Source organism: Burkholderia singularis, from assembly GCF_900176645.1.
Lineage (GTDB): Bacteria > Pseudomonadota > Gammaproteobacteria > Burkholderiales > Burkholderiaceae > Burkholderia > Burkholderia singularis.
Genome location: NZ_FXAN01000055.1, coordinates 15085 through 29638 on the forward strand (window position 1 = coordinate 15085; position 14554 = coordinate 29638).

The 14554-nt window shown below is 62.7% G+C and carries 14 protein-coding genes and 1 tRNA gene; 12 read left to right on the plus strand and 3 right to left on the minus strand.

All coding sequences use genetic code 11. The features are described 5' to 3' along the window. Positions 1 to 83 precede the first annotated feature (83 nt). The 3 genes from BSIN_RS11920 to BSIN_RS11930 form a co-directional block, all read right to left on the minus strand. A complete protein-coding gene (locus BSIN_RS11920; RefSeq protein WP_089340663.1) occupies positions 84 to 1619 on the minus strand; it encodes a SulP family inorganic anion transporter in 1536 nt (511 codons plus the stop codon). Between the two features lie 73 nt (positions 1620 to 1692). Then, a complete protein-coding gene (locus tag BSIN_RS11925; protein WP_089340664.1) occupies positions 1693 to 2331 on the minus strand; it encodes a carbonic anhydrase in 639 nt (212 codons plus the stop codon). Between the two features lie 894 nt (positions 2332 to 3225). Continuing rightward, positions 3226 to 3726: a hypothetical protein gene (locus BSIN_RS11930; protein WP_089340665.1), complete on the minus strand. Its 501-nt coding sequence runs from the start codon at positions 3724 to 3726 to the stop codon at positions 3226 to 3228. A gap of 442 nt (positions 3727 to 4168) precedes the next feature. Here BSIN_RS11930 and rpsO point away from each other — a divergent pair, with 442 nt between their 5' ends. The 12 genes from rpsO to nuoF all read left to right on the plus strand — a co-directional run bounded on the left by rpsO (position 4169) and on the right by nuoF (position 14498). Beyond that, positions 4169 to 4438, plus strand: a complete 270-nt coding sequence (rpsO, locus tag BSIN_RS11935) for a 30S ribosomal protein S15 (protein WP_004185828.1) — start codon at positions 4169 to 4171, stop codon at positions 4436 to 4438. A gap of 306 nt (positions 4439 to 4744) precedes the next feature. Beyond that, entirely contained in the window at positions 4745 to 6889 is a 2145-nt protein-coding gene (gene pnp, locus BSIN_RS11945; RefSeq protein ID WP_089340686.1) for a polyribonucleotide nucleotidyltransferase, read from the plus strand. Positions 6890 to 7030: 141 nt separating this feature from the next. Next, a complete protein-coding gene (locus BSIN_RS11950) occupies positions 7031 to 8050 on the plus strand; it encodes an NAD(P)H-quinone oxidoreductase (protein ID WP_069234754.1) in 1020 nt (339 codons plus the stop codon). A gap of 137 nt (positions 8051 to 8187) precedes the next feature. Further along, the gene (gene tpiA / locus BSIN_RS11955) at positions 8188 to 8943 is read left to right on the plus strand and encodes a triose-phosphate isomerase (protein WP_089340666.1); all 756 of its coding nucleotides are present in this window, start codon (positions 8188 to 8190) and stop codon (positions 8941 to 8943) included. Positions 8944 to 9015: 72 nt separating this feature from the next. Beyond that, the gene (gene secG, locus BSIN_RS11960) at positions 9016 to 9393 is read left to right on the plus strand and encodes a preprotein translocase subunit SecG (RefSeq protein ID WP_059513181.1); all 378 of its coding nucleotides are present in this window, start codon (positions 9016 to 9018) and stop codon (positions 9391 to 9393) included. Between the two features lie 108 nt (positions 9394 to 9501). Then, positions 9502 to 9586: transfer RNA gene (locus BSIN_RS11965), tRNA-Leu, on the plus strand. Positions 9587 to 9741: 155 nt separating this feature from the next. After that, positions 9742 to 10101: an NADH-quinone oxidoreductase subunit A gene (locus BSIN_RS11970; RefSeq protein WP_059513183.1), complete on the plus strand. Its 360-nt coding sequence runs from the start codon at positions 9742 to 9744 to the stop codon at positions 10099 to 10101. A gap of 61 nt (positions 10102 to 10162) precedes the next feature. Next, entirely contained in the window at positions 10163 to 10642 is a 480-nt protein-coding gene (locus tag BSIN_RS11975) for a NuoB/complex I 20 kDa subunit family protein (protein WP_004186402.1), read from the plus strand. 21 nt (positions 10643 to 10663) lie between these two features. Further along, positions 10664 to 11266 carry an NADH-quinone oxidoreductase subunit C gene (locus BSIN_RS11980; RefSeq protein ID WP_059513185.1) on the plus strand — a complete coding sequence of 201 codons (603 nt, stop codon included), beginning with the start codon at positions 10664 to 10666 and terminating at the stop codon, positions 11264 to 11266. 9 nt (positions 11267 to 11275) lie between these two features. Then, entirely contained in the window at positions 11276 to 12529 is a 1254-nt protein-coding gene (locus BSIN_RS11985) for an NADH-quinone oxidoreductase subunit D (protein ID WP_059513187.1), read from the plus strand. Between the two features lie 176 nt (positions 12530 to 12705). Next, complete coding sequence (gene nuoE, locus BSIN_RS11990; RefSeq protein WP_089340667.1) at positions 12706 to 13191, plus strand: NADH-quinone oxidoreductase subunit NuoE; 486 nt, start codon at positions 12706 to 12708, stop codon at positions 13189 to 13191. Then, a complete protein-coding gene (gene nuoF / locus BSIN_RS11995) occupies positions 13188 to 14498 on the plus strand; it encodes an NADH-quinone oxidoreductase subunit NuoF (protein ID WP_069234753.1) in 1311 nt (436 codons plus the stop codon). Before nuoE ends, nuoF begins: the two co-directional genes overlap by 4 nt. Positions 14499 to 14554: the final 56 nt, after the last annotated feature.

Genomic DNA, 14554 nt, shown 5'->3' on the forward strand with positions numbered 1-14554 from the left:
GATTGCACCGCCGCATGCCGCATGAAAAACGCCCCGCCGGCCAGCCAGGCCGCGCGGGGCGTCGTCGTTCAGGGGGGCGGCGCTTACTGCATCGTCGGGCTGCGGGAGAACCAGCGCATGCCGCTTTCGCGAGCGTGTTCGACCTGGCGCCGGTAGTCGACGGTGATCGCGCGCCGCGGTGCATCCTCGACGAACGCGTCGATCATCTCGTGCACGTCATGGTCGATGTAATCGACCCGGGTGGCGTCGATGATGACGACCGCGCGATCCGGAATCTGCGCGAGATACTGCTTGATCCGTACCTTGCCGAGAAACGACACGTCCTTGCGGAATGTCAGCAGGTAATGATCGTCGTGCTGCGCGAGCGTCGCCGGGCTGCGCAGGTTTGCGATCGCGACCGCGAGCACGCAGCACGCGATGCCGAGCGCGATGCCGGCGAGCAAGTCGATTGCGAGCACGCCGGCAATCGTCACGGCGAACGGCACAAACGCGCCGGGCCCCTGTTTGGCGACGGATGCGAACAGCGCAGGCTTCGCGAGCTTGAAGCCGGTGTGAATCAAGATCGCCGCGAGACTCGCGAGCGGGATCAGATTCAGCAGGCCGGTGAGCGCGAACACGCTGACGAGCAGCAGCACGCCATGCACGATGGCCGACATCCGGCTTTGTCCGCCTGCATTCACGTTCACCGAACTGCGCACGATGACCGCCGTGATCGGCAAGCCACCCACCATGCCGGCGAGGAAATTGCCCACACCCTGCGCCTTGAGTTCGCGGTTCGGCTGCGACGGGCGGCGCTGCGGATCGATCTGCTCGACCGCTTCGAGGCTCAGCAGTGTCTCGAGGCTGCCGACCACCGCGAGCGTGATCGCGACGCGCCAGACGTCCGGATTCAGCAGTTGTGCGAAATTCGGTCCGAAGTCGGCGGTTTGCAGCACCGAGCTGAGCGCGGCAAACGACGTGAGTTCAGGCAATGCGACGCGATGCTCGACGGGCGGTACCGCGTTCGGCGCGACGAAGCCGAGCAGGGCGGTCACGCCGATGCCGATCAGCACGACGATGAGCGGCGCGGGCACGACGCGTACAAACTTGAAGCGGCGCATCGCGCGCGTGTCCCACGCGGCAAGCAGCGCGAGCGACGCGATCGCGATCGCGCTCGACGTGAATACTGCATGGCCGGGCGCATTGCCGTCACCGGCCAGCCCAAGCGCGAACGGCGCTTGCTTGATGATCAGCAGCAGCCCGATGGCGGCGAGCATCCCTTTGATGACGGGCGACGGCACGTAAGCGGCGAAGCGGCCCGCTTTCAGCAGCCCGAAGCCGATTTGCAGAACGCCCGACAGCAGCACCGCGAGCAGGAACGCCTCGAAGTTGCCGAGCCGCGCGATCCCCTCGACGACGATCACGACGAGACCGGCTGCCGGGCCGCTGACGGACAGCGGCGAGCCGCTCAGGATCGCAACGATGAGGCCGGCGATGATGCCCGACACGAGCCCTGCGAACGGCGCGACGCCTGACGCGTTGGCGATCCCGAGGCAGAGCGGCAATGCGACAAGGAAGACGACGACGCCGGCGACGAGGTCGCGCGGAAATGTGGAGAACGAAGCACTGAGATTCTTCATGGTGAACGGGAAACGTAATGGGGCCCAGGGGCGATGCGGCACGGACGGCCGCGGTGTTGGCGCTCGTGCCCGCTCAGGCCGCGGCGGTTTCGGCGCGCTCGGCCGGCGGCGCGACGTTGGCTGCTGGCGAGTAGCCGGACGCGAGTTCCTTGAGCCGGCCGTCGGCGAGCGAGAAGATCCAGCCGTGCACGAGCGGCGCGGGATCGGCGTCCCGGATGATCGGGGAGTTCGACAACAGACGGACCTGCTCGATCACATTGAGCTCGGCAAGCCGATCGGCGGCCTCGTCGGGCGGCACGCCGTCGAGTTCGGCGTGATGACGGCGGGCGAGCGCACAAAGCGGCGCAATCCGGCGGTTGACGTGCGGCAGCCCCGGCGACGGCGGCAGCAGCGACGCGCGCACGCCGCCGCAGCCATAGTGCCCGCAGACGATCACGTGATCGACCTTGAGCACGCGCACCGCGTACTCGAGCACGCTCGCGCTGTTGTCATCGTCGGGGTGGAACAGATTCGCGATGTTTCGATGTACGAACAGCTCGCCCGGCATGCTGTGCGTGATCGTCTCCGCCGGCACACGGCTGTCCGAGCAGCCGATCCACAGCACGCGAGGGTTCTGGCCGCGCGACAGCGAGTCGAAGAAGGCGGGCGAACGCTCGGCGGTCTCGCGGGCCCAGGCGATATTGGCGACGAGCATGCTTTTGGGGCGATTCATTGAGGACTCCTAGATACATGAACACGTGGTCCGGCGACGCAAACTTGCATTCGACGTGGTACGCCTGTCTTTCTAAATTGAAAGCTTGGTGACTGCGATATTAGGTGATGGCCCGAATCAGAAGTTCGGTTTGAAATATTCTGTTGCAATTTATTTTTGTGAACGTTGCGGTTGCACCACCGGTCCATCGAGAATGTTGGGAGCAGGTGCATGCTGCACTAAAAATGAACATTGCCGCTCAGGCTCGTGCAGCTTGGCTGAGAGACGGTGGTTTCATTTTTTTGGTTTTAATTGACTGGTTGGTCGGCGTATTTGTCATTTGAAAAAAGATGACAAAAATATTAGAAACGAGCGGTAAAGAATTTATTTGCCGAAGCGCGATGAACAGAAATTTCATGAAAAAAGCGTCATATTGCGCGAGGGCGATTCGATTGGTGCGGTGTATCACCGTGAGGGAAGATGTTTGGTTCGTCCAGAGAGCGGGAGCGAACCAACGCGAGCTGGAGTCACTGCTAAGGGGCAGGTGGTCGGCGTGGCTGCGGCGGTCTGATATTCGACGCGTCGACGCGATGAAATTGGGGGCGAGGCGTGGAGTTTGCGCATGCAGCCGCCGGACAGGCATGGCGTGTAGGCTGCGGTTGCGCCCGTATATCCGCTTGCACTTAAGCGAGCAGGCTTAGCCGCATCGTGAAGGTCTGTGTTCGCGGTTTGAATCTGTATTTTCGAGATTGACGCGCTGTGGGTCGCATTCCGCTTGAACGGGCGCGGTTCCGACGCCGCCTTGAGTCTTGAGCGGGTAGGTAGCGCGGCCGATACGATGCTGAGCGAGCCGGGAGCCGCCGCCGGCCGCGCCGATTGCGTCGCGGCCGGCGTTTTTCTTCGTCCGGATCGAAATCAGAACAGCGTGCGGCGATCCGGATCGTGCAGCGGGTCGGGCGTTTTCTGTGTGAGGCGCAGGACGCCCGCGTCGTCGAAATAAAAGTTGTAGAGCATGTACCAGACGTTGTCTTCGAGATAGCGGTACGTCCAGACTTCGCGTTTCATCAGCGGAAAGTACGCGGTTTCGACCGGCCGGCCGAAATTCACGAGCACGTCGGTCTTGGTCCAAGTGCCGATTTCGGCGCGGTAGAACTCGAGCGGTTGCAGCACTTGCCGCACGTTGACGATCCGGCTCGCGGCATCGATATCCGCGGCCACGGTGACTTCGCCCATCGGTTGCGTCGGCCACATCAGGCGCTTGCCGCCGTTCGGCAGATCGTAGATTTCGCGCGGCGGACCGAGGCTCGCGACGATCGCGGACGAATCCTGTCCCGCGTGAAAGCGCTGCCACGGCTGCGCGCAGCCGGCTAACAACGCCGCCGCGCACACGAACAATAGCGGGAGACGGGCTGACATAGGTTCTTCTCCATGGGTCTCGGATGGAGACGTTTTATCACGCTGGCTGCCTGACCGCGAGAATGGGGACGGAAAAGTTTGCGTGGCGGCCGGGCGGCCTTCACCTGTCGCGTTTCGGCGCGCGATGTGCTGCCCGAGTCCGCGTTCGCGAGGGCCGCGCGGGAAGAGGCGGGTCGCAACTGGCTTGGACGGGCGCGACGTTACGCGCCAAGGGCGGCGAACATGCGGGAGGGCGGGGTAAAGGCGGCAAAACCGGTGCGCGACAGGCAATCCGTGCAGAATCGATACCGGCATTGCCGCTGCCGCGCTTGCGGCCGACCGTATGAAACGGGCGTGCCGGGTTGGATTCACCGGCTGAGCGACTTATGTTACAATGCGCGCCGTTGTAATCACGGCACGGCCTTTCTTCCGTGTCCGCCTGTTCAGTTGAAAAGGAAATCAAATGTCTGTTGCTGATATCAAGAAGTCGGAAGTTGTTGCTCAGTTCGCCCGTGGCGCAAACGATACGGGCTCGCCCGAAGTTCAGGTCGCACTCCTGACGGCGCGCATCACGGAACTGACGGGTCACTTCAAAACCCACGCGAAAGATCACCATAGCCGCCGCGGTCTGCTGCGCATGGTGAGCCGCCGCCGCAAGCTGCTCGACTACCTCAAGGGCAAGGATGCCGACCGTTATCGCGCGCTGATCGAGAAGCTGGGTCTGCGTAAGTAAACGGGGCGCTTTTCGCCTTCGCAAGATGCCTGTGTCAGTTGCGCTGATGCAGGCATTTTGTTTTTCGCGGCGCGCATCGCGCGTGCCGCCGGGCTATCGAAGCCCACAACCGGCCAGGCACACACGGGTTGAGCTTTGTGTCATTCCAGCGCGCTGTTCGCGATTCGCTCGACGGCGGCGGCATGCGGCGAATACTGCGCTGGAATGGCATAAAAAACACACCTCTTCCCATGTGGCCTGGTCGTGCCGCTGCCGTGCCGGCTTCGTCCGGGCGCGGCATCTGATGAACGAACGAAAGGAGCGACCATGTCTCTGTTCAACAAGGTGGTGAAAGAATTCCAGTGGGGCCAGCACAAGGTTCGCCTCGAAACCGGCGAGATCGCGCGCCAGGCGAGCGGTGCGGTGCTCGTCGACGTCGAGGATACCGTCGTGCTCGCGACCGTCGTCGGCGCGAAGTCGGCGAAGCCGGGCCAGGATTTCTTTCCGCTGACCGTCGACTACATCGAAAAGACCTATTCGGCCGGCAAGATTCCGGGCGGCTTCTTCCGTCGCGAAGGCCGTCCGTCCGAGCACGAGACGCTGACGTCGCGCCTGATCGACCGGCCGCTGCGTCCGTTGTTCCCGGAAGGCTTCTACAACGAAGTGCAGGTCGTGGTTCATGTGTTGTCCGTGAACCCGGAGGTTCCGGCCGATATTCCCGCGCTGATCGGCGCGTCGGCCGCGCTCGCGGTGTCGGGCCTGCCGTTTAACGGCCCGGTCGGCGCGGCGCGCGTCGCATATATCAATAATCAGTACGTGCTGAATCCGACGCGCGAGCAGCTGAAATCGTCGCGCCTCGACCTCGTCGTCGCCGGTACCGAGCGCGCGGTGCTGATGGTCGAATCCGAAGCTGATCAGCTGCCGGAAGATGTGATGCTCGGCGCGGTCGTGTTCGGTCACGAGCAGATGCAGATGGCGATCGATGCGATCCACGAACTGGTGCGCGAGGGCGGCAAGCCCGAGTGGGACTGGCAGCCGGCTGCGAAGAACGAAGCGCTGATCGCGCGCGTGACCGAACTCGCGCAAGCCGATCTGCAAGCGGCCTACCAGACCCGCGAAAAGCAGGCGCGTTCGGCGAAGCTGAAGGAAATCTACGCGGCCACGACCGCGAAGCTGGCCGAGGAAGCCGTGGCGTCGAGCGCCGAAGCGGCCGATGCGGCAACGGTCGGCAACATCCTGTTCGATCTCGAGGCGAAGATCGTCCGCTCGCAAATCCTGAACGGCGAGCCGCGCATCGATGGCCGCGACACGCGTACCGTGCGCCCGATCGAGATCCGCACGGGCGTGCTGCCGCGCACGCACGGCTCGGCGCTTTTCACGCGCGGCGAGACGCAGGCGCTCGTCGTCGCGACGCTCGGCACGAAGGGTGACGAGCAGATCATCGACGCGCTCGAAGGCGAGTACCGTGACCGCTTCATGCTCCACTACAACATGCCGCCGTTCGCGACCGGCGAAACGGGGCGCGTCGGCTCGCCGAAGCGCCGCGAAATCGGCCACGGGCGCCTTGCCAAGCGTGCGCTCGTCGCATGCCTGCCGAGCGCTGACGAATTCGGCTATTCGATTCGCGTCGTGTCGGAAATCACCGAGTCGAACGGTTCGTCGTCGATGGCATCGGTGTGCGGCGGCTGCCTCGCGCTGATGGACGCCGGCGTGCCGATGAAGGCGCACGTCGCGGGCATCGCGATGGGTCTGATCCTCGAAGGCAACAAGTTCGCGGTGCTGACCGACATTCTCGGCGACGAGGATCACCTCGGCGACATGGACTTCAAGGTGGCCGGCACGGCCGACGGCGTGACGGCGTTGCAGATGGACATCAAGATCCAGGGGATCACGAAGGAAATCATGCAGGTCGCGCTCGCGCAGGCGAAGGAAGGCCGTCTGCACATCCTCGGCAAGATGAAGGAATCGGTCTCGGGGGCGAACACGCAACTGTCCGAATTCGCGCCGCGCATGATCACGATCAAGATCAATCCGGAGAAGATCCGCGACGTGATCGGCAAGGGCGGCTCGGTGATCCGTGCGCTGACGGAAGAAACCGGCACGACGATCGACATTTCGGACGACGGCGTCGTGACGATCGCGAGCACGAGCAGCGAAGGGATGGCCGAGGCGAAGAAGCGCATCGAGAACATCACGGCCGAGATCGAAGTCGGCCAGGTGTACGAGGGCTCGGTGCTCAAGCTGCTCGATTTCGGCGCGATCGTGAATCTGCTGCCGGGCAAGGATGGCCTGCTGCACATCTCCGAAATCGTCAACGAGCGGGTGAAGGACATCAACGACTACCTGAAGGAAGGCCAGCAGGTGAAGGTCAAGGTGATCCAGACGGACGAGAAGGGCCGTGTGCGATTGTCGGCGAAGGCGCTGCTGAATGAGGCGGCCGCCCAGCAAACCGATGTGCCTCCTCAGCAGTAAGTAAGGCGGTACCAACGGCCGGCAGCGCGAAGCGCGCCGGCCGTTTTTTCTGTAGGATCGGGCCGCGTTCGACGCCGCTCCGGCATCGCCTGTTGTCGGCGTCTCCCATTCATTTCGATCCTGGATCCTGGAGCCATACAGATGAGAGCCATTGAAATCGCCGAGTTCGGTGCTCCCGACGTACTGAGGCTGGTCGAGCGTCCGAAGCCGGAACTCAAGCGTGGCGAGGTGCTAATCAAGGTTGCGGCATCGGGCGTCAATCGTCCTGACGTGCTTCAGCGCAAGGGCTTGTACGCGCCGCCGCCCGGCGCATCGGATCTGCCGGGGCTCGAGGTTGCGGGGGAGATCGTCGGCGGCGATCTTTCCGATCCCGCGTCGAATCCGTTCGGCCTGAAGCTTGGCGACCGCGTTTGCGCGTTGCTCTCGGGTGGCGGCTATGCGCAATATGCGGCCGCGCCGTTGCTGCAGTGTTTGCCGGTGCCGGATGGCTTGACCGAGGTCGAGGCCGCTTCGCTGCCTGAGACGTTTTTTACAGTATGGAGCAACGTGTTCGACCGCGCCCAGCTTGGCGCGGGCGAGGGCGGCGCGCAGGAGTCGCTGCTGGTGCAGGGCGGTTCGAGCGGCATCGGCGTTGCGGCAATTCAAATCGCGCATGCGCTGGGTTTTCGCGTATTCGCCACCGCGGGCACCGACGACAAATGCCGCGCGTGCGAGCAACTCGGCGCCGAGCGGGCGATCAACTACAAGAGCGAGGATTTCGTCGGCGTCGTGAAGTCGCTGACGCACGATCGGGGCGTCGACGTGATTCTCGACATGGTCGCGGGCGCCTACGCGCCGCGCGAGTTGACGGCGCTCGCCGACGGCGGACGGCTGGTGGTGATCGCGCATATCGGCGGAGCGCGGGCCGAGATGAATCTCGCCGAGATCATGCGGCGCCGGCTGACGGTCACGGGTTCGACGCTGCGGCCGCGTCCCGTCGAGTTCAAGGCGCGGATCGCCGCGCAATTGAAGGAGCGCGTGTGGCCGCTCGTTGCCGACGGCCGCGTGAAGCCCGTGATCTATCGCGTGCTGCCGGCCGAGCAGGCGGCCGATGCGCATACGTTGATGGAAAGTAGCGAGCACGTCGGCAAGATCGTGCTCGCTTGGGGTGCGAATCCGTAACCGGCGATATCTGAGCGTCGATGCTTGACATCGGCAGTTTGACCTGTTCTTGAGCGCCGCAGTAAAATTGCGGGTTCGCTTCGCCAGAGCCAGATGAACACGACGCCCTTTCCGGGGCGTCCACGACGAGACAAACCATGTCGAAACAAAGAATTCAGCGAGTGATCGGCAACTGGAAGATGCACGGCCGTCTGAGCGGCAACCAGGCATTGCTGAACGAGGTCGCTCAAGGGGCGCAGGCCGTGCGCGAGGGCGTCGAAGTCGGCGTGTGCGTGCCGTTTCCCTATCTTGCGCAGGCACAGTCGTTGCTGGCGGGCGGGCGCGTAGCGTGGGGTGCTCAGGATGTGTCGGCGCACGAACAGGGCGCGTACACAGGTGAAGTGGCGGCGGCGATGGTCGCGGAGTTTGGCGCGGCCTATGCGATCGTCGGGCATTCGGAGCGTCGTGCGTATCACGGCGAAACGAACGAGGCGGTCGCGGCCAAGACGCAGCGCGCGCTTGCAGCGGGGTTGACGCCTGTCGTTTGCGTCGGTGAGACGCTTGCCGAGCGCGAAGCCGGGACGACCGAGCAGGTCGTCGGCACGCAGCTCGATGCGGTGCTCGCCGTGCTGTCGGCGCAAGATGCGGCACGTATCGTCGTCGCGTATGAGCCGGTGTGGGCCATTGGCACGGGCAAGAGTGCGACGTCCGCGCAGGCGCAGCAGGTGCACGCGTTCTTGCGCGCGCGGCTCGAGCAGAAGGGGGCGCCGCAGGTGTCGCTGCTGTATGGCGGCAGCGTGAAACCCGATAACGCGGTCGAATTGTTCGGGCAGCCGGATATTGATGGCGGCTTGATCGGCGGCGCGTCGTTGAAGAGTGAAGATTTTCTGGCAATTTGCCGGGCCGCGCAGTAAGCGCTCGCGAAGTGCGGGGATATCGGGCAGCGGGCGAAGGCGCCGGCTGTATCAACCAATAGGTGAGGGTGTATGCCGTTTTTGAAAGTTTTGATTATTGTGGTTCAGCTGCTGTCCGCGCTGGGCGTGATTGGTCTCGTGTTGCTGCAGCATGGCAAGGGGGCCGACATGGGGGCGGCGTTCGGCAGCGGCGCGTCGGGCAGCTTGTTCGGTGCGACGGGCTCGGCAAATTTCCTGTCGCGCACGACGGCCGTTCTCGCAACGATCTTCTTCGTCGCGACCCTCGCGTTGACTTACCTGGGTTCGTATAAATCGGCGCCGTCAGTCGGCGTGCTGGGAGCGGTGGCGACGGCACCCGCGTCGGCGGTTGCTGCATCGCAGGCGCCTGCGGCATCCGCACCCGCGGCAGTGTCGGCGGCGTCCGCGCCCGGCCAGGATGTGCCGAAATAAATTTTCGAGAAATGCGGGTTTGTGCGTTGAACAAATCTAAGAACCGGGTTAGAATTTGAGTCTTGAAGCGATTCGCGGGTTATGTAGTTTTCCCGGGTTGCATGCAGTGCCGACGTGGTGAAATTGGTAGACACGCTATCTTGAGGGGGTAGTGGCGAAAGCTGTGCGAGTTCGAGTCTCGCCGTCGGCACCAAAGTTGCTCAATGCCAGCCGCTTCGTGGGGCTGGCATTTTTTATTTCCGGCGTATCCTTGCGGTTGTCTTGGATTGACCGGGAGTCCGAAATGATCCGATTTCCGGATCGGTGTTATTCTCCGGAACGCTCGGATCCAACCAATAGAGGATAGCCTTGAACCTCGCAGCCTATTACCCCGTCTTGTTGTTTCTCCTCGTAGGCACTGGTTTAGGTATAGCGCTGGTCAGCATCGGCAAGATCCTCGGTCCCAACAAGCCCGACAGCGATAAGAATTCGCCGTATGAATGCGGCTTCGAAGCATTCGAGGATGCACGCATGAAGTTCGACGTGCGCTATTACCTCGTCGCGATTCTGTTCATCATCTTCGATCTCGAAACCGCGTTCCTGTTCCCGTGGGGTGTTGCCCTGCGCGAAATCGGCTGGCCCGGTTTCATCGCAATGATGATTTTCCTGCTCGAATTCCTGCTTGGTTTCGCCTACATCTGGAGAAAGGGCGGCCTGGACTGGGAGTGACGGTCAATCGCCGGTTTGCATGGGTGGCCACGCGTCGCCGCCTATCTGGAGTGGATAGCAAATGAGTATCGAAGGGGTCTTGAAGGAAGGGTTTGTCACCACGACGGCCGACAAGCTGATCAACTGGACGCGTACCGGCTCACTGTGGCCCATGACGTTCGGTCTCGCGTGCTGTGCGGTGGAAATGATGCATGCGGGCGCCGCGCGTTACGACCTCGACCGGTTCGGGGTTGTGTTTCGCCCGAGTCCGCGTCAGTCCGATGTGATGATCGTCGCGGGCACGCTCTGCAACAAGATGGCGCCCGCGCTGCGCCGGGTCTACGACCAGATGGCCGAGCCGCGCTGGGTGATTTCGATGGGTTCGTGCGCGAACGGCGGCGGCTATTACCACTACTCGTATTCGGTGGTGCGCGGCTGCGATCGGATCGTTCCTGTCGATGTCTACGTGCCGGGTTGCCCGCCGACCGCCGAGGCGCTCGTTTATGGCGTGATCCAGTTGCAAGCGAAGATCCGCCGCACGAGCACCATCGCCCGTCAATAAAGCATCGAATCCCCACATAACATGGCAAGCAAAATCGAGACCCTGAAGGCGAACCTCGAGGCCGCCATCGGCGCGCGCGTGGTAAGCCTCGTAGAGGCGGTCGGCGAGCTTACGCTCGTCGTGAAGGCAAGCGATTATCTCGAAGTCGCGAAGCAGTTGCGCGACGATCGCACGCTCGGCTTCGAGCAACTGATCGACCTGTGCGGCGTCGATTATCAAACCTACGGCGACGGCGCTTACGACGGCCCACGTTTTGCCGCCGTGCTGCATCTGCTGTCGGTCGCGAATAATTGGCGTTTGCGCGTGCGCGTGTTCGCGCCCGACGACGATCTGCCGATCGTCGCGTCCGTCGTCGACATCTGGAATTCGGCGAACTGGTATGAGCGCGAGGCGTTCGATCTTTACGGCATCGTGTTCGAAGGGCATCCGGACCTGCGCCGTATCCTGACCGATTACGGTTTTATCGGCCATCCGTTCCGTAAGGATTTCCCGGTTTCCGGCTATGTCGAAATGCGCTACGACCCGCAAGAAAAGCGTGTCGTCTATCAGCCGGTGACGATCGAGCCACGCGAAATCACGCCGCGCGTGATCCGCGAGGATCGCTATGGCGGTCTGAAACATTAAGGGGGCGTCATGGCTGAAATCAAGAACTACACGCTCAATTTCGGGCCCCAGCACCCGGCCGCGCACGGTGTGCTGCGCCTCGTGCTCGAACTCGACGGCGAAGTGATCCAGCGTGCCGATCCGCACATCGGCCTGCTGCATCGCGCGACCGAAAAACTCGCCGAAAACAAGACGTTCATTCAATCGGTGCCGTACATGGACCGTCTCGACTATGTGTCGATGATGGTCAACGAACACGGCTACGTGCTCGCGATCGAGAAATTGCTCGGCATCGAGGTGCCCGAGCGCGCGCAGTACATCCGCGTGCTGTTCGACGAAATCACGCGCGTGCTGAACCACTTGATGTGGATCGGCGCGCACGCGCTCGACGTCGGCGCAATGGCGGTGTTCCTGTACGCGTTCCGCGAGCGCGAGGATCTGATGGACGTGTACGAGGCGGTGTCGGGCGCGCGCATGCATGCGGCGTACTATCGCCCAGGCGGCGTCTATCGCGATCTGCCTGACGCAATGCCGCAATACAAGGCGTCCAAGATTCGCAACGAGAAGGCGCTCGCGAAGATGAACGAGGCGCGCAGCGGCTCGGTGCTCGACTTCATCGACGATTTCTTCACGCGTTTTCCGAAGTGCGTCGATGAATACGAAACGCTGTTGACCGACAACCGGATCTGGAAGCAGCGTCTCGTCGGCATTGGCGTCGTGAGTCCGGAGCGCGCGCTGCAGCTCGGTCTGACAGGGCCGATGATTCGAGGCTCGGGCATCGCATGGGATTTGCGCAAGAAGCAGCCGTATGAAGTGTACGACCGCCTCGACTTCGACATTCCCGTCGGCGTGAACGGCGATTGCTACGATCGTTATTTGGTGCGCGTCGAGGAAATGCGTCAGTCCACCCGCATCGCGAAACAATGTATTGAGTGGCTGCGTAAGAATCCCGGTCCCGTCATCATCGACAATCACAAGGTTGCACCGCCGTCGCGTGTTGGCATGAAATCGAACATGGAGGATCTGATCCACCATTTCAAGCTCTTCACCGAAGGTTTTCACGTGCCCGAAGGCGAAGCGTATGCGGCCGTCGAGCATCCGAAGGGCGAGTTCGGCATTTATCTCGTGTCGGACGGGGCGAACAAGCCGTATCGCCTCAAGATCCGCGCGCCGGGCTATGCGCATCTGTCCGCACTCGACGAAATGGCGCGCGGGCACATGATTGCCGACGCCGTCACGATCATCGGGACGCAGGACATCGTGTTCGGCGAAATCGACCGCTGACGGTCGGGCGCCGCTTGCGGCCCGGCTGGAGCGGGCACGAGCGGCGAGTCACACGCGGCGCGGCTGACCGGCGCGCCGCCGCAGCAAGCTGTCAACAGTGAACGCCAGGTCTGCCGCGGCATTGGCCATGCGGCAGGTTGTTCGTGCGGTAGGAATTGAAAGAGTCGTGTCTGAAAATGATCTCAGCTGAAGGCCTGAAAGAAATCGATCGAGCGATCGCGAAGTATCCCGCCGATCAGAAACAGTCCGCCGTGATGAGCGCGCTGGCCGTCGCCCAAGAGGAGCATGGCTGGCTGTCGCCCGAACTGATGCAGTTCGTCGCGGACTATCTCGACATGCCGGCGATCGCGGTTCAGGAGGTCGCGACGTTCTACACGATGTATGAGCTTGCGCCTGTCGGCCGCCATAAGATCACGCTCTGCACGAATCTGCCGTGCCAGCTCGGGCCCCACGGCGGCGCGCAAGCGACTGCCGAATATCTGAAGCAGAAGCTCGGCATCGGTTTTGGCGAAACGACGCCGGACGGCAAGTTTACGTTGAAGGAAGGCGAATGCTTCGGCGCGTGCGGCGATGCGCCGGTGCTGCTGCTTAACAACCACAAAATGTGCAGCTTCATGAGCCGCGAGAAGATCGACCAGCTGCTTGAGGAGCTCTCGAAATGACGTCCCTCCACGATCGTCACATCAAACCGCTGATTCTCGCCGGCCTGAACGGCGAGAACTGGCGCCTTGCCGACTACGTCGCGCGCGGCGGCTACAAGCAATTGCGCCGCATTCTCGAGGAAAAGATCCCGCCCGAGCAGGTGATCGCCGATGTGAAGGCGTCGGGGCTGCGCGGCCGGGGCGGCGCGGGTTTTCCGACTGGCCTGAAGTGGAGCTTCATGCCGCGGCAGTTTCCCGGGCAGAAGTACCTTGTGTGCAATTCGGATGAAGGCGAGCCGGGTACGTTCAAGGATCGCGACATCCTGCGCTGGAATCCGCACGCGCTGATTGAAGGGATGGCGATCGGCGCATACGCGATGGGCATCACCGCCGGCTACAACTACATTCACGGCGAGATTTTCGAAGTCTATCGCCGTTTCGAGGCGGCGCTCGAAGAGGCGCGTGAAGCGGGCTTCCTCGGCAAGAACATCCTGGGTACCGATTTCTCGTTCGAGCTGCATGCCCATCATGGCTATGGCGCGTATATCTGCGGCGAGGAAACGGCGCTGCTCGAATCGCTTGAAGGCAAGAAGGGCCAGCCGCGCTTCAAGCCGCCGTTTCCGGCGAGCTTCGGCGTGTACGGCAAGCCGACGACGATCAACAACACGGAAACCTTTGCCGCAGTGCCGTTCCTGCTGGCCGTCGGCCCACAGAATTATCTCGAGATGGGCAAGCCGAACAACGGCGGCACGAAGATCTTCTCCGTGTCGGGCGATGTCGAGCGCCCGGGCAATTACGAGGTTCCGCTCGGCACGCCGTTCGCCACGCTAATGGAGCTGGCGGGTGGGATGCGCGGCGGCAAGAAGATCAAGGCGGTGATTCCGGGCGGCTCGTCGGCGCCTGTGATTCCCGGTGACATCATGATGCAGACTGATCTGGATTACGACTCGATCGCGAAGGCGGGCTCGATGCTGGGTTCCGGCGCGGTGATCGTGATGGACGAGACGCGTTGCATGGTGCGCTCGCTGTTGCGCCTGTCGTATTTCTATCACGAGGAATCGTGCGGCCAGTGCACGCCGTGCCGCGAGGGCACGGGCTGGCTGTGGCGCGTCGTCAATCGGATCGAGCACGGCGAGGGCCGCCAGGAGGATCTGGATCTGCTGAACTCGGTCGCGGAGAACATCATGGGCCGCACGATCTGTGCACTCGGCGATGCCGCGGCGATGCCGGTGCGCGGGATGCTCAAGCATTACTGGGACGAATTCGCGTACCACGTCGAGCACAAGCGTTGCATGGTCGGCGGCCACGCGCACGCGGCCGCGGCCTGAAGCGCGCAATCCGATTGCGGAATTCGAGCGCCCGGACGAGCGTTAGCGGGCGAGCG

Bases quoted from the DNA above. Each gene is read 5' to 3' on its own strand.
- BSIN_RS11920 (WP_089340663.1), bottom strand. From the start codon at position 1,619: ATGAAGAATCTCAGTGCTTCGTTCTCCACATTTCCGCGCGACCTCGTC.
- BSIN_RS11925 (WP_089340664.1), bottom strand. From the start codon at position 2,331: ATGAATCGCCCCAAAAGCATGCTCGTCGCCAATATCGCCTGGGCCCGC.
- BSIN_RS11930 (WP_089340665.1), bottom strand. From the start codon at position 3,726: ATGTCAGCCCGTCTCCCGCTATTGTTCGTGTGCGCGGCGGCGTTGTTA.
- rpsO (WP_004185828.1), top strand. From the start codon at position 4,169: ATGTCTGTTGCTGATATCAAGAAGTCGGAAGTTGTTGCTCAGTTCGCC.
- pnp (WP_089340686.1), top strand. From the start codon at position 4,745: ATGTCTCTGTTCAACAAGGTGGTGAAAGAATTCCAGTGGGGCCAGCAC.
- BSIN_RS11950 (WP_069234754.1), top strand. From the start codon at position 7,031: ATGAGAGCCATTGAAATCGCCGAGTTCGGTGCTCCCGACGTACTGAGG.
- tpiA (WP_089340666.1), top strand. From the start codon at position 8,188: ATGTCGAAACAAAGAATTCAGCGAGTGATCGGCAACTGGAAGATGCAC.
- secG (WP_059513181.1), top strand. From the start codon at position 9,016: ATGCCGTTTTTGAAAGTTTTGATTATTGTGGTTCAGCTGCTGTCCGCG.
- BSIN_RS11975 (WP_004186402.1), top strand. From the start codon at position 10,163: ATGAGTATCGAAGGGGTCTTGAAGGAAGGGTTTGTCACCACGACGGCC.
- BSIN_RS11980 (WP_059513185.1), top strand. From the start codon at position 10,664: ATGGCAAGCAAAATCGAGACCCTGAAGGCGAACCTCGAGGCCGCCATC.
- BSIN_RS11985 (WP_059513187.1), top strand. From the start codon at position 11,276: ATGGCTGAAATCAAGAACTACACGCTCAATTTCGGGCCCCAGCACCCG.
- nuoE (WP_089340667.1), top strand. From the start codon at position 12,706: ATGATCTCAGCTGAAGGCCTGAAAGAAATCGATCGAGCGATCGCGAAG.
- nuoF (WP_069234753.1), top strand. From the start codon at position 13,188: ATGACGTCCCTCCACGATCGTCACATCAAACCGCTGATTCTCGCCGGC.